The 15,634-nt window shown below is 39.6% G+C and carries 11 protein-coding genes; 5 read left to right on the plus strand and 6 right to left on the minus strand.

Translation table 11 applies throughout. The features are described from left to right. Nucleotides 1–43 precede the first annotated feature (43 nt). A complete protein-coding gene (locus AC570I_RS18490) occupies nt 44–442 on the minus strand; it encodes a DUF5675 family protein (RefSeq protein ID WP_497406651.1) in 399 nt (132 codons plus the stop codon). Beyond that, nucleotides 442–1,197 carry a hypothetical protein gene (locus AC570I_RS18495; protein ID WP_497406652.1) on the minus strand — a complete coding sequence of 252 codons (756 nt, stop codon included), beginning with the start codon at nt 1,195–1,197 and terminating at the stop codon, nt 442–444. Before AC570I_RS18495 ends, AC570I_RS18490 begins: the two co-directional genes overlap by 1 nt. Before the next feature lie 298 nt (nt 1,198–1,495). Between AC570I_RS18495 and AC570I_RS18500 the strand changes: the two genes are divergently transcribed. Both AC570I_RS18500 and AC570I_RS18505 read left to right on the plus strand, forming a co-directional pair. After that, entirely contained in the window at nt 1,496–1,717 is a 222-nt protein-coding gene (locus AC570I_RS18500; RefSeq protein ID WP_497406653.1) for a hypothetical protein, read from the plus strand. Between the two features lie 123 nt (nt 1,718–1,840). Then, nucleotides 1,841–2,530 (plus strand): uracil-DNA glycosylase family protein, encoded by a 690-nt coding sequence (locus AC570I_RS18505; RefSeq protein ID WP_497406654.1) that lies wholly within the window; start codon nt 1,841–1,843, stop codon nt 2,528–2,530. Nucleotides 2,531–2,641: 111 nt separating this feature from the next. On the opposite strand, the gene AC570I_RS18510 is transcribed toward AC570I_RS18505, so the two are convergent. From AC570I_RS18510 to AC570I_RS18525, 4 genes are all read right to left on the minus strand, one after another. Next, on the minus strand, nt 2,642–4,948 hold the full coding sequence (locus AC570I_RS18510) for a GmrSD restriction endonuclease domain-containing protein (RefSeq protein WP_497406655.1): 2,307 nt from the start codon (nt 4,946–4,948) through the stop codon (nt 2,642–2,644). A 9-nt stretch (nt 4,949–4,957) separates the two neighbouring features. Next, a complete protein-coding gene (locus AC570I_RS18515) occupies nt 4,958–6,853 on the minus strand; it encodes a DUF262 domain-containing protein (protein ID WP_497406656.1) in 1,896 nt (631 codons plus the stop codon). Nucleotides 6,854–6,901: 48 nt separating this feature from the next. Beyond that, nucleotides 6,902–8,215, minus strand: coding sequence for a hypothetical protein (locus AC570I_RS18520; protein WP_497406657.1), 1,314 nt, complete (start codon nt 8,213–8,215; stop codon nt 6,902–6,904). 510 nt (nt 8,216–8,725) lie between these two features. Beyond that, nucleotides 8,726–9,544 carry a hypothetical protein gene (locus AC570I_RS18525; protein WP_497406658.1) on the minus strand — a complete coding sequence of 273 codons (819 nt, stop codon included), beginning with the start codon at nt 9,542–9,544 and terminating at the stop codon, nt 8,726–8,728. A 289-nt stretch (nt 9,545–9,833) separates the two neighbouring features. On the opposite strand from AC570I_RS18525, the gene AC570I_RS18530 reads away from it, so the two are divergent. The 3 genes from AC570I_RS18530 (at nt 9,834) to AC570I_RS18540 (ending at nt 15,629) form a co-directional block, all read left to right on the plus strand. Next, entirely contained in the window at nt 9,834–10,427 is a 594-nt protein-coding gene (locus tag AC570I_RS18530; protein ID WP_497406659.1) for an RNA polymerase sigma factor, read from the plus strand. 111 nt (nt 10,428–10,538) lie between these two features. After that, nucleotides 10,539–11,723: a FecR family protein gene (locus AC570I_RS18535; protein WP_497406660.1), complete on the plus strand. Its 1,185-nt coding sequence runs from the start codon at nt 10,539–10,541 to the stop codon at nt 11,721–11,723. A 306-nt stretch (nt 11,724–12,029) separates the two neighbouring features. Further along, complete coding sequence (locus tag AC570I_RS18540) at nt 12,030–15,629, plus strand: SusC/RagA family TonB-linked outer membrane protein (RefSeq protein ID WP_497406661.1); 3,600 nt, start codon at nt 12,030–12,032, stop codon at nt 15,627–15,629. The last annotated feature ends 5 nt before the right edge of the window (nt 15,630–15,634 follow it).

Genomic DNA, 15,634 nt, shown 5'->3' on the forward strand with positions numbered 1-15,634 from the left:
TAAAAATTCAATTAAACACTAGTGGTCCGATAAGGCATGGCGGTTATACGGAACGGATAACCAACCAAACCTTCTCCCCTGCTTCGAGCGCCGGATACACCAACCCTTGTAAGCGTTCCAATGCAACCCGGCTATAATTCCCTTCACCTTCACCAGTACATTTACTTACCGGGGCGATACAGCCCTGAAGCTCACGCAGTGCGAAGTTTGCCGGATGGATGAGGATACCTTCGCGGTTCGGCACAATACTCAGCGCCAGCTGCAAGCCATGTTTGGTATGCATTCGCTTAATCAGCAAATACCGGCCTTCAGGTATACAGCTGATATTCCGTTTATTGTTCCGCCAGGGTAACTCAATGCTTTCGCAAATCACTTTACCCTGATAAGAAATCTTCCCGTTGGTGCCGCCCTTAAAGTAAGTGCGGCTTAAAATCAGTTCCATTACGTTCCGGCAACTAAAACGATCGACATACCATTATAGGCCGAACTATTTAATGGATAGTAAGTGCCGTTCACATGCTGGTAAATGGAAATCGCCAGGATGAGGAAAATTGGATCAGTACTACCGGGCGCAATCGGAATTTCAACAGTATTTGGTAACACATCAAGAGCAGATGTAAGTAAATACTCACCCTCGGTAACGCTAACCACTCCTGTTTCACTCTCAAAATTCAATGCCGCTGCAGCGCCGGTGAAACGATAATGTGTCGATCCGCTGGGTTGGGAAATGGTATCCTTCGCACTGTAACCCGGAAAAGTGATGGTACAAGTACCGGTCGCGCGATCGATACTAGTTTCAATTTTCATGTTGGCCAACGTCATCAATGGTGCATTCTCATTGAATTCAAAATCCTTCAGCAATTCCGTTTCTGCATCCAGTACCATGCGCTTACCACGCTCATTGATCGAATCCGCTTTAATTACTTTCGAAAAAGCACCCATTAAACGGTTAGCGACATGCCGGTCGCCAAACTGTTTTACCAGGGTAAGGAATGTTCTTCGAAAGAATTTACTTGCCTTAATGGCGCGTCCGAACTCAGCCATGTTTTCTCTGGTACGTCTGAAGGCCTCTTCGGTAGCAATTCGATCACCTTCCATGCCTTTCGATTCTCTCGCTGCGTAACCATCTTTTGTCTTGTAAAAGGTCAAATCCCCGATTTTCCCTTTTAATTTGATAATACCTCTCTGTTCTGCCATAACTATTATGTCTTACATTGAGATCAAAATTGCAAGAAATAAAAACTGGTCTGTTCGCAATTCAGCCTTCCTGCAGCATTTGTGCCGAAATGGAAGATTTGTCTAAATTGGAAATAAACTGAATGTTTTGCAGTATTTGTCCGTTTCTGAAACTTGTATATTTAATTAATTTTCAGCAAATTAGAAATTAATTAACATCGTTCTTAAACTACTGCTTGGGAAGGTAGCGCTTTCACCAATGAAAAAACCAAAGCGCTAGGACACCTCCAACTCTGTTGCGGTTCTAAAAAACTAAAAAATGGAAAGAGTTTGTATTTATCCGAAAGATGTGACTATCCTGACTGGCAAGAGCATGGCTCAGGCACAACGCGAAATCCGTAATCTGAGGTTTGTACTAAAGAAAAGTAAAAGCCAGTACATTACATTCGAAGAATATGCCAATCATTCAGGCATCGACCTCGAACTCATTCGCAAAATGTGCGGCAGAGTTACCCTTGCTCAAATACCAGCAGGACAGTAAAAACAAAACCCGTTATCATCTCCGGGTTTTGTTTAAAACCTAACAATTTTTTTAACTTTTATCTTGTTTAATATAAACTAATTTATTATACTTAAGTAAAAGCCCATCAAATCAAACGCTCTTATGCCTTGTACACACAAATTCTTTGGACATCACCACCATCTTAGTGGTGATGCCGGCCTATTGCCAGAATGGGAAGTGAAAACCCTCATTATTGGAACATTTAATCCTGAAACGCTCTGGCATCCTAATAATGGAGCAGAATATTTTTATGGTAGAACAAGAAACTATCTATGGAAAGTCTTGCCGAGGTTTGCCAGAGAAAACCCTATTCCCCATCATGATGTAGACGGACAATTAGACTTTTTGAAAAGAAATAAAATTGGCTTAACGGATCTGCTAGTTAGTATAAATGATACAGACATTGAAGACGAAGAACATGTAGCAAGGATAAGAACGGTACTCGACGATCAGATTGAATTATTCGAAGATTTCGAATGGAATACCCCAATTATCCAGAATTATATTATGAATAATAGTATTGAAGCCGTATATTTTACAAAACTCGGCAAACCGCTACAGCAGCAATTAGCACCAAATACATTCGAAGCCCAAATGCGCGCAATAGAAAATACCTGCGCTGAAGTAACTATACCAACTTTCCGGCTTCACACACCCTCAGGTAACGGATTAGGTAAAGGTACACCTAAAGCCAACAACCTTATTCACCGATGGCATAATCAGAATGGTGCAAATCAATTTCCATTTCTATCGCCACAATTCGCACTTATTGACTATCCCGTACAACAATGATTTTTTAAAAAATTTGAAGACTTAAAAGTTTCGCGCCTCGCTCCAACTATTATGGTTACGGCGAGGCGTGAAGCAATCTGATGTAAATAGTATTAGAAATTACAATGAATATTATAAATAACTATCCTTAATGTAATTTACTACAGACGATATTTTGTTAAATGTAAGTTGCGCTTTACCATGCTGTATCAGGGTGAAAGAATTTTCATCCAAGGAATTATAAAGTAATTTCGATCCCCGTTTACCTCCGATTGATACTAGCCCGCTTCTATTGATTGCATCAAAATAACCAATAACACTCGCGATCCCCTCCTGCTCTAACTTAAGGTGCACTAAATAGGTATACAGCTCAATTGCCTTACTACTGAATATCTTTCCATTGAGAAGATGAATATCATGCTCATTATCCCATTTAATATAATAGCTATTTCTAAAACCAATCAAATCAGGGTTTTTGAGGAAATGTATCCGCCAATCATCTTTCATTATCGGGTGCCGTTGCCTGATGGCATGGAGGTTCTTCACCGCAGAAAGTTGTATATCGGTTTCATCAAATAGAATTTTCAAAAAGGAAACTGCCGACTCAAAGTTTTTGCCTTTTGAAAATGCTTCTCTAAAGTATCTTTTCCAACTTGCGTCCCGATCTTGATTGACTACAAAACACCAGTTCTTCGATTGTATCATATAGTCTCCTATAGACAATAAAGCAGTTCGAAATGCTTGTTTGGGAAAATCAATCAAACCATTTGAATCGAAATACAATAGAAATTTTGCATAAAATGATTTTAAGGCAACAAAATGATGATTTAAATCAGCCGATTTAAATGTCAGAGTTTCGAAATCAAAGTCATCCTGCAGCCCGGAAAAAGATAAAAGAAAATTCAATTGCCCCTTAAGGTAACCATGGTTTTCCATCTCGAACAGCAATTGCTCCCAATGCGCGCCACTTCCTAGCAATACAATTTTCAACTTCTCCTCCCTCACCTGCTGTAAGTCGAACCCTGCTATGTCAGTGTCCAAAAAGGTTTGATGTAGATCTGACGTATAATTCGCAAAAATAGAATCGAGAGCTTTTAAGCTTTTGATATAATCGTCAGATTCATTGAAGGTATTTGCCGTAATTGTTAAGTTGTAAATCAGCCTGTCAAGCCGCATTAACTCCTGAAATCTGTTCTGATGTTCATCTGTAAGTGAAACAAACTTTACGATAGCATAGAAACGAACCCGCTCGCTGTAGTTAGCCTTGAAACTGGAAGTGAAAACATAGTTACTAAAAAGTTCTTCTTTATCAAAGAAACGTTCCTCAGTCAAATATTGCCTTAAAATTTCATCACTGGTCGTTAAGAAGTCTAAAAATCTGATATAATCCATAATGGTTTCTTCATTGAAAAAACCAAGATTCTTAAATTGATAAAAAGACGGCAAATAGATCTCCTGCGAAAAGTTTTTCAAAACCTCATCAAAGTCATTATTATCTGTCTTCGCAATATGATTAAGGGCAATAAAGGATAATGAATTCAACAGCCGGTGATCAAATTTGTTGTCCGCTTTATCCCTCAGATTCCAGAAGTAATCGGTCCAGGTTGTATCTATCTTAGTGACGAAATATTTCTCAACATTCAACAACTTTGTTCCCTCTGTATAAACATATGGAAAACTGTACTTGGTGTTGAAAGTAGAATCTTCAATAAGCTTGCCTAGTTCTGCTTTTAAGTTTTCGAAACTAGTTAACGGCTTTCCTCGGGCATTCATCTTAATGTACAAATCATCAGACAATCCCAATGATTCTATGTGCAGGAAGTTAAAAGATATTAAAGGATTCTTTTCTTGATGTATCAAAGCATCCATTGGAAATTCAAAATCACCGAATATTTCATCAATACTATCTATCATCGTAAGCATAGATTGAACTGTACTATCATATTTCCATTTATTGAAATACCAGTTTTTCCCGCTAATTGATTCACTTAAAACAGTACCGCAGGCTTTGGCCTTATCAAAATCTGTTGAAGAATATCTATTTACTAAATTGCTGATGAAATCTACAGTAGACTGTCGCGTTTCGTACTTAAATCTATTCAACGGTTTTAGATATTCCGTAACCTTATCCCGTGTAAGAATAGCATACCAATAAACAAGAAATAGCGTTGTAAGTCTTTGCTGACCATCGAGAGGTATAAACCTCTCATTATCAAGATAACCGTAAACAAAATCTAATTCAAGTTTATCATTTATACCAGAATTATATTTAGTTAGTCTTTCCTTTATACTATTCAGAAATTGCACTCGTATTTCTAGAGATTTTGCATTCTCACGCCCTTGCGCATAATCCCGCTGAATCATAGGAATTTCAATACCCTTAGCTATCGAATAATTTTCAATACTATTTGTTAAAATGTGCCAGATGGACGTATTCATTTGATTCCGTTAATTTAAATTGATATACTTTTTCGACAGTACTTTTTCAAGATCTGCTAGATAACTTTTCTTGTCTTCTTTCGTCCAGTAAAATAAATGACTGGGCAACTCCGTATGGTACTTTAAGAATATTCTCTTAGTCTCGATAGGAAGATATTTACCTGATTTATCCCTATTGATGACAAGCATACGTTTAACATCAAATAAAGAATTACTGAGTGCTGAATTCGAGCTGGAATCAAGTAACGTCAAGTTAACAATACTATGTACTTCATTGAGATAGCTGTCATCTTCTGGCTCAATTTCACCATCTAGTTCTTCGTCCCCCTTGTAAGATTTGTTTTCAATTTTTTCTAAAGTATTTTGGTAGTAATAAGCCACTTGATTAAACAGGCCCTGGAACCGTGATGGATCTCTCTTTAAGTCTTCTATATCTTTTAGCCCTTTTTCCATAGCTGTAGTTATTGACAGACTATCCGGATCCATCAAACTCTTTAAGGACCTAAGGTTGTCATTTAACCACGATTCATATTGATCGTTACGAAGTACTTCGGAGTTCTGGGCATAAATATGTTCTAAACTCCAGCTTCCACTCTTATATAATTCAAACGGAAACTTATGGTTAACATCGTGCAGGTTATAGGTACTTAAGATATTATAGAGGAGCAATACCTTGTTAATCATTCTTGGGTGTAAATCGTATTGAAGCTGAATGATCGAATACCCATCAAAAATCGCGTTGATGCGCTTCTCAATTTCAAAAGCAAAATTATCTTTATCTAGGTTAAGGTATTCATTAATAAGATCTAAAATAGGCGTACCCTGACTAATTAAAAATCCAATGTGATGAAAATAGTATTGGTCATCATACCAGTCCTCTAGTATTTCAACAATAAACTTGACCTTAAACCACTCATTTTCAATAAGGGTTGTATTTTGCTCCGCTAGTGCAGTCAGGTAAGTTTTATCTTGCTTATATTTCTTGATCTCATCGTAAAATCTTCTGAATGAAGCATATAAGTTTGCCTCCTCCTTAATTGCATACTTAAGCTCCAGAATATAGTCTATCCGGGTTTCATAATCTTTACTCCCGTTGAAGATGAATCCCCAGAATTTTTCCTTTAGTAATTTTGCCTGTATAGCATCCCACTCAGTGGCAATTTTATACTGAAGTCCATTTAACCATTTCCCGTCTGCATCTTTTAAGCCAGCCGCAAGATTGTCTTTACTTAGAAAAACAGCCTTGACAAGCTCTGCGTTAGTTAAAGGAATTTTACCTATGTTGATCCTGGTAAATATCTCGATTGCATCTGTCTGTTCGATAATTTGATACCAAATGAATTCTATTCTTTTAACCAGGGCAGAATACATATTGGCTGCAATATCTTGATTCTTCTCATATTCTTGATCAAGCCACCTTCCAATCGTTGAATAAGCTTTGCTAATAAAATAGTAATCCGGATTACTATCATCTATGCAATCTTGTGTATAATCTAGTGAAGTAAGTTTATCAAGAAACAATGCACTATTCGGTCGTGTCTGATAACTAATAATAAAAGTTGTTATTCTTGGAAGATGGGTCTTTAAGCATTTAAGTAAAATATAAATGGTTGTAAGTCGCTGCTGCCCATCTAGAACTTCAAAAACATTCGGCTTCATCTCCTTTACAACAACAGGCTGCAAACAATATTTAGAACCACCTTCCGATTCGATAAATTCCTTCAAATCCTCTAATAAGTCATATACTTGATCGTCATCCCAACGATATCCCCTTTGATAAGAAGGGATATAAAAATGGTAAGCGGGATGACCATCCTTCTGTTTAATGAGCTCGCCTACAGGAAGGGGTGTTAATATATTTTCTTTTGTATTGGCGTCATCATGCGCCGTTTCGGTTACCGACATTAATTTCGATTTATGATTTCTAAATTGATTAGCTGATTATTTGAAGTTTTAATGAATGACTTCATTCGCAATGGCGTGATAAGCGGAAAGGATAAGATTTTTCAAACCGGTTAAATCATCTTGATAAGGATCAATATCCTTTAAAACCTTAAAAGGTATATTGATGACTAGCTCATAGCCAAATGATAAATCAAATTGATTCCTTCCAGTATTTATAATTTTTCCATTCCAATTAAGTTCTTTCCTCCAGTTGTAGTCGGACTTAAAATGCTTATCGAAAAGAATACTTAACTTGTCCCAATCGCCTTTACTTCTAAAGTTCCGACCTGTGTAGTTTAAAAAATTATCCTTTGAATATAAGCCGTCAGTTTCCAAAACATCATCTCGAAATGAAAGCCCTGTGAAATATTTTTGAAAACTCGTAAATTTGATATGATATTTTTTTTTCAATAAATAGCTCTCACCTGCTATTTCGACTTTTTCCGCAATTTTGAGATTTTTATTAAAAATATAATGACCCTGTGCTTTGGTGTTACCAATATAAACGGCAACGGTCATATCGCCATTATGGTTTATATTCAGCAAGACTTCTTGTGCCCACGGTCTATTCAACACAACCCCTAGCCGATCGGAGTAGTCCAGTTTATTTAGTCGTTTTTCAAAATCTAATGAATTTATTGCAGACTCAATCCTTCTATATATTCCAATATTATTTTGTGGCTGCAGGGTGTGGATTGGCGCTTCTGGTAACCACTGTGGATTGTGTCCCTTTACGAGCTGAATAAAGTCTGCTAGAAAACGATTAATGTTTTTAACAGTTTTTTCAAAAGCATAAACTTTTGATGTGAAGTTCATCAACTTTTTCCAGTTAAGATCTACCGGAATAACATATTCCTTTATCTTACCAACCTCGATATTGTTTTTTGCGAGGATATTGTATGCTTGATTATATAGTTGCGATGTGCAATCACTTGAGTCTCGTTTGGCTTCAATAACCACAACAATTTGGTTGATTTGTAATACGATATCACAAATAGGGTCATAGAACAGGTGGTTGTTCTGAGACCAAAAATGCCCAGCAGACATCTCAAAATCTGAAAGGGATACAGCAATAATCTTTTCAAAGCCAGATATTGTGCCTGCTGGTACCTGTATAGCAATATTTAAACTATTGTTATTATCCAGATCACTAAAAAGTTGGTCGAAATAACTATCCTGACTAAAAATATTCTTTAAAACTTCATGAAAAAACAATGCATCTTCCTGCATACAGATCGCAAATGCCCTCGTCAGGTCGTTTTCGAATTGGTGGGTTCTGTTTTCTCTGGTGTAACTTTTGAAAACATTTAAGTGTGAATTCATTACGCTAAATCTTAAATTTGATTCAATAAAGAGGTATTTTGCAATAATCCACTCAAATCTGAACCAATGGGGAATAGCGGAAATTATGCTTTGCCATGACTTGTGAGATGAGCGCTAAATTCCCCCGAAAATTATAACAATTATTCAATAACTGTTCACCTGTAATCAAAAAAATGAACCAAATTTGCGAAAAATCAAACAATATTTTCAAACCAGCATGATGCTCAGGGCTTTACAAATAACCTACTGAACAAAACATCATCCTGTCATTTCTGCATTAATGGTTTTTCCAGTAGATGATGGTACAGATCAGTGACAGCTCGCCATATCGGACCAACTTGTAAGAATTATTTACAAGTTCAACCTATTTTTAGGCTATTGGTAATATGATACTTTAAGGGGAATTTTAAGAGCGTCAGTTTCCCAAAAACTCCTTAAGTCTCAAAACGCGAAATTACTTTTGGGTATCTCGCAATCATTGAAAGACTTAATAAAGCACTGAAACAGACCTCACTCCTCTACCTCCCACTGCTGTAGCGTTTGTTCCCTAGGTAGTTCCGGCAATTTCTCACCTTCCCGGCAGATCCATTTCTTCTCGACACCATCCTGAAGATGTATAGCATTCGTAATACCACAAGCAAAATTCCTTTTGTTAAAATTACGAGCGTCATGCTCGATATAGCTAATTCCCATAGCAACAATTATCGCACGTTCCCCTTTCTGTTCTAAATGAATACGGATTTTAGCACCCTTGAATTCCCTTTGATTCACAGCGATACGAAGTTCTTGCAGGTTTTCAATTTCATATAAATCTCCGTCAAGTTCAAAATTGAATGTCATAACCTTTAACAATGCATGCGTGGCTTTAGGTACAGATTTGATCAATCGTTCCGTATACATGAGTGAAATCTTCATATGTAAATGTCGATCAGTAGAATCAATATGCACTGCTGGGATTTCAAATAATAAATCGCTTAGCGACGCTTCGGGATTAAACTGAAAACCCTCCAGCATGCTGATATTTCCCATGCGGAGTTGCTTCTTACCTAAGTGCTCTTGTGATATGCTGCGAAAAACCTCGCAAACTTTGCCATTAAGTCGATTCGGTAAAGTACCATCACCGAAATATTTCACCAGTGGATCGAAAGCTGTTCGGATATAACAGGCATTTTTACAGGCATTACCAAAGTCCTTGCCGCTTTTTTTAGTGTTTTTAGATAGTTTGTAATTCACAACCTTACGTCGTGCTACAGTTTTTTTACCCCTGCGGTAAAATACAAGATCACCAAGTTTTCCCGATAATCGGATTGCCCCATTTAATATTGCCATAAATTTTGTAAATTAGCGTAATCAAAAAAGGGATGATATTGTAAATTTACTAATTTACTCCAACACGGCAAAACACTGTCATTCAGTACTCCCCAAGTCTTACACCACTCATCATCCAGTCCTCCTCAAGTCCTCCTATTTCTTATTCTATGCATACTGTTAACTCTAAGTATACTTAATGGTACTCTATACCGTATTTACTCAATTTCTTGCTAAAAGATAGCGATTTGCTAAAACACTCATTCATTTCTAACATTCGCGCATTTTTTTATTAAATTCGTTCACTCCAATGAACGATTATAGTGAACGCACAGAAAAAGAACTGCTCGACCTGCTAAAACAGGCCGATCAAAATGCTTTAAGTGCTTTGTACTATCAAAATATCCAGAAACTTAAGTATTTTATTCAAAGAACAGCACAGTCACCCCAATTAACAGAAGATATTGTGCACGACACCTTCATTAAAATTTGGGAAAGCCGTAATGAAATAGATTCAAACCGCCCGTTTAAACCATATCTGTTTACAATAGCGCGCAGATTATTGCTGAACATGCTGAAAAGAGCACAGCACGAAACCACCATCATTTCTGAAATTAGAAAATATGCGCCTGTCGCCGAATTCACAACCGAATTGAGTGTGGAGTACAATGAAAGCAATAGCACCGTGATGGAAGCGCTTAATACACTTACAGGCCAGCCGAAGGAAGTATTTTTGCGTTGCCGCATTCAGGGACTAACCTATAAACAAACTGCTGAAGAACTGGGAATTACCGAAAGTACAGTCAACAAGCACATGAACAAGGCACTTACCCATGTTCGCGCCTACATAAAAAACAAAAACGCCTTGGGTATCTTACTGGCCTGCATCGCACTGTGCAAATAAATTCAGTTCCCAAAGCCATACGACGTCATTTCCCGAAATTATTTTATTTTTTTTTGCTTTGCACTGGATGCTATCTCACTCCCAGTTGTATTACATATAAAACCTTCAAACTTGAATACAGAAAAGATCGCGCTGTTCCGAAAATATATGGACGGAAAATGCAGCCACGACGAAATCGACCAGATCATTACCAGTCTGGAAAACGGGGCGTACCAGCAGGAATGGGATGCGGCATTAGCCAATGATGCACAAAATATCATGGATAGCGAATTGGCATTCAACACCATGACCGAGCCAGACGTGGATGTATTAAACAAACGCATACTGAATTCATTGAATACCAAACCCAAGGTACTAAAGATGCCCCTTAGAAACAAATGGTTAACGGGAATAGCCATCGCGGCATCCCTGTTGGCCCTCATCAGTTTCGGCATATTCTTTTTCAGCACGATAGATTCCGTTGAAAATCCCGATACCATCACCTATCAGAACGATGTCGCACCAGGCAAAACAGGCGCCACACTCACACTCGCAAATGGAAAAAAAATCCTCATTAACGATGCCCTTGCCGGCAATATCGCTACTGAAACCGGGATAACAATATATAAGGATGCTAAAGGCCAGATCGTTTACCAGGTGAGTGATGCTTCAGTAGCAGGTACAGGTTTCAATACACTGTCCACCACCCGTGGCGAACAAACGAAGGTATTGCTCCAGGATGGCACAATGGTATATCTGAATGCAGAGTCATCACTGCGCTACCCGGCAAGTTTTGTCAAACAATCGAAACGTCAGGTTACGCTAACGGGTGAAGGATACTTTGAGGTGGCGAAAGATAAGCAACATCCATTTATAGTGGATAGCCGGGGGCAGCGCGTAGAGGTACTCGGAACTCATTTTAATATTAATAGTTATAGCAATGAACCCCTGGTGAAAACAACCCTGCTCGAAGGAAGTGTAAACGTAACCTCACCTTTGCACGCTGATATCCTCGAACCCGGAGAACAGGCCCTAAACAACACTGGGCATATACAAGTTAACGCAGTAGATACCGATCTGGCTGTAGCCTGGAAGAATAACAACTTCGTATTTGATGTACTGAGCATTAAAGAAATCATGAGGATGCTGGAGCGTTGGTACAATGTCGAAGTAGTATACACAGGCGATATTCCCCGCGGAACATTCTGGGGATCAGTTTCCCGGTTTGACCACATTTCTAAGGTGCTGGTTTCATTAGAAGCGACAGGTAAAGTACATTTCGAAATCAAAGGCAGAAAGGTCTACGTTTCCCCTTAATACCATCGAATAATCAACAATAAAAATAAACAAATCAACCGACCTAAACCAACCACTATGCAGCCAAAATTACAATAACAACCCACACCCTATCCAGGTTAATGAGAAAACCATACCCCGGTTGCACCCGGGATATGGCATGAATTGGCCTCGATTTTAATCAATCAACTAACCGCAGATAAACAAAGATTCGAACCCTCCGTTCATCTGCAATAAACCAGACACAAACTTAGCAAATATTGCCAGTTAAAGCAATGTATCAGGCATATACTGCCTGTTGCTAAACGCGGTCAGAAACCAGACAACGTGTACCAGAAACTAAACCTCAAACCGGATATACCTATGGGCTGTATCCAGAAAATTAAACTCATCATGCGACTAACCACCGTTATACTAATTGCTACTTTCATGCAGGTGAGCGCCGCTGGCTTTGCACAGAAAATTACCCTCAATAAATCCAGCGCTTCTCTCGTCGAAGTAATTACCGAATTGAGAAAACAGAGTGGCTACAACTTTATAGTACCCAATGAGTTGCTTTCGCTTGCAAAACCGGTGAGCATTACTGTAAAAAATACGGAGCTGGCAACGGTACTCACACAAGTTTTCAATAGCCAGCCCATTACCTATCAAATCAACAACAATACGGTAACATTACGGGCAAGGCCCACCAGTGTGTTCGATAAAGTGTCCGACTGGCTTCAGGCCATTGATGTAAATGGCGTGGTTATCGATTCGGCGACAAATAAACCCCTGCCAGGGGCAACCATCATGGTAAAAGGAACAAACCTGGCTGTAAGAAGTGGCACCGATGGCGATTTCACCATACAGAATGTAAATGAAAATGCCGTCCTGGTGATCCGTTATACCGGCTATAAAATTAAAGAGGTTCTTGCAGCAAAAAATGTAGGCATTGTACGCTTAAATGTTGATGTAGGTGAACTGAAGGAAGTCGCCATAACAGTGAACACCGGCTACCAGCGCATTAAACCGGAGCAAAGCACCGGTGCCGTGGCTCAGATCAGCAGCAAAGAATACGAGTCTAGGATCAATACGAACTTCATCGACGGGCTGGTCAATCGCCTCCCAGGGTTGATGATTAATAATAATGTGAATTTCGTAAGTACTACACCAGGAAGTACGGGCTCGAATTCCAGGCCATTGTTCAACATCCGCGGAATCTCCACGATGTCGGCAAATCAGAACCCTTTGATTGTGGTAGATGGTTACCCAACCGAGCTTACGCTTGATATGATCGATCCCAACGAGATCAAAACGGTTACCATCCTCAAAGATGCTGCCGCAGCCACAGTTTATGGGGTACGTGCATCCAACGGAGTAATCGTAATCGAACGCAAACAGGCCGTTATCGGAAAAGCACAGTTTAAATTCAATACTACCTTCGGAATTACCCCGGAAGAAGACTATAGCAGGTACAGATGGGCTGATGATGCATCCTCAATCGTCACCAATTACCTCCGTACCACGCAAAGTGCCATTGTTAATGCTTCATCATGGAGCTTATTGTCGTCAGCATCGGCAGGATCGATCAGGCGATCTGCCCCTTACTACATTGCGGCGCAGGCAGCAGCACAAATGATTACGCCTGCACAGGCAGAAAGTACTTACGCTGCACTTGCCAATTATGATAACATTAATGATTATTCCAGGTTATTTCTTCGGCCAGCCACCACGCAGACACATACACTTAATGTTTCGGGAGGAAGTGAGAACGTATTGTATTACATTACCTCTAATTATACAGGAAACCGCAGTTCGCAGATCCTCAACGACAACAACCGCTTCTCCCTCACCGGCAGGACAACCATCAAACTTTCCAATAAACTCAAACTCGAACTCACAACCGATTATCAGGAACAGCGGTTCAATGGTGCACCCGTTCCTGGTGTAGCCGACTACCTGCCATATGAAAGATATGCTGACGTGAACGGAACACCAACAGCCATTATCGGAGCGGGCATCGCGCCCTCCTACAACACTTTCATCATGTCGCAGGGCCTTGAAGATGATGCCGTTTATCCACTGATCGATGCAAACGAGATCAGCAACAAAACCCGCACGGTTAATAACCGAACAACGGCCAACTTCAACTATGATTTGGGAAAAGGCTTTAATCTGCTATTTGGAGGGATTTATGAAACTTCCCGTTCGGACTTCAGGTACTTAGCCAGTGAAAAATCTTCGGTCGTAAAACAATACATCAATGATTATGCAGCGCGTCAAACCGATGGAACATTGAAGTTCAACATCCCTAAAGGTGGTTATCTGCGTGAGCAGAATGCCAGTACGACTGGCTATACAGGTAGGATGCAATTAAACTACAATAAAAACTTTGGCAACCATACCATTAATGCCATTATGGGTGGAGAAATTCGTAATCTCACCAATAAAAGCAGTCTTAGCTCCTCTTTTGGCTATAATGATGAAACCTTATTGCAGCAAGGGGTAGATTATGCATCGATCATCGCCGGCTCTACAACCACAAGAGGTACTTATGGACTGGGAAGTGGTCTGCTTAGCAACATGGATGCACTGTTCAACCAGCAATACACAGAAGACCGCTTTTTATCAGGCTTCGCCAATCTGGTGTACGCCTTCAAAAATACCTATTCCTTAACCGGTAGTATGCGTATAGATCAGTCTAACCTCTTCGGTACTAATCCGAAATACAAATACAAACCGCTGTGGTCGGTTGGTGCCGCATGGAACATTAATAAGGAGCCCTTTATGGATAACATAGAATGGATTAGCTTCCTGAAATTGCGTGCATCTTATGGTTTCAATGGTAACGTTGCCAAACTTTCGCTTCCTGAAGTAATTGCGCAGGCCAGGTTTAATACCAATACTTCGCCAGCGAGCCCTGCGTTAAGACTGGTATCTTATGCAAACAGCAGCCTGCGCTGGGAACAAACTCAGAATGTAAACGCCGGACTGGATTTTACCATCTTCAAAAATATCCAGGGCAACCTCGATTTTTACAGAAAGAACAGTACAGATTTACTCGGTAACGCGCTGATTGATCCAACTTTGGGTTTAAGCCCCACCTTAATCAATCAGGCCAATATCAGAAACAATGGTATTGAACTGGGCATCAGGGCCGACTGGATTTCCAGACCTAACTTTAACTGGAATACAGGAATAGTAGTTGCACGCAATACCAGTGAAGTTTTGGAGGTGTATAGAAGAGGCGACTATAATCCGCAAACCCTAAATGTACTGGGCTATGTAAAAGGCTATCCGGTAGGCGCCATGTTTGGATATAATACAGTAGGACTCGACAATACGGGCTATCCGGTTGTTGCTGCTCCTGATGGAACATTGGTGCAAACGAACAATAATACCATTGGTTCTCCGCAAACGGCAGCCTTAAATAGTGAAACCGCTGGTTTAAGTCACTATGCGGGCTCATCAATCCCGACAATCAATGCTGGCTTAAGTAATCGGATCGATGTGGGTAGTTTTTACTTCTTCGCAATGATTAATTATTACGGGGGCTTCAAAGTAAGGGTACCTCGTCCAGATCTTCGTGCTACCCGCCCGCTGGAAGGTGCAGGAAGTTATTGGAAAACACCTGGCGATGAAATGAATACAGATGTGATGGCACTTGCTGCATTCTCCAGTGCAAATTCCAACAATGCCTATAACTACAATGAAAACTACATGGTGCACGGGGATTATATCACCCTCGGAGACCTGACGGTATCTTATAGCCTCGATAAGTTTAAATTTTTTAAACAGGCAGGATTCAGAAACTTCGAAATAAAGGCACAGGCATCGAACATTTACACAGTAGGATTTAACCGTTATAACTTCAGCATGGCCACTGGTGGTTATGCAAAAAGCTATTTAACGCCTACTTATACTTTAGGTTTATTTACAAACTTCTAATCCTT

The organism is Pedobacter sp. A2324 (assembly GCF_059693705.1).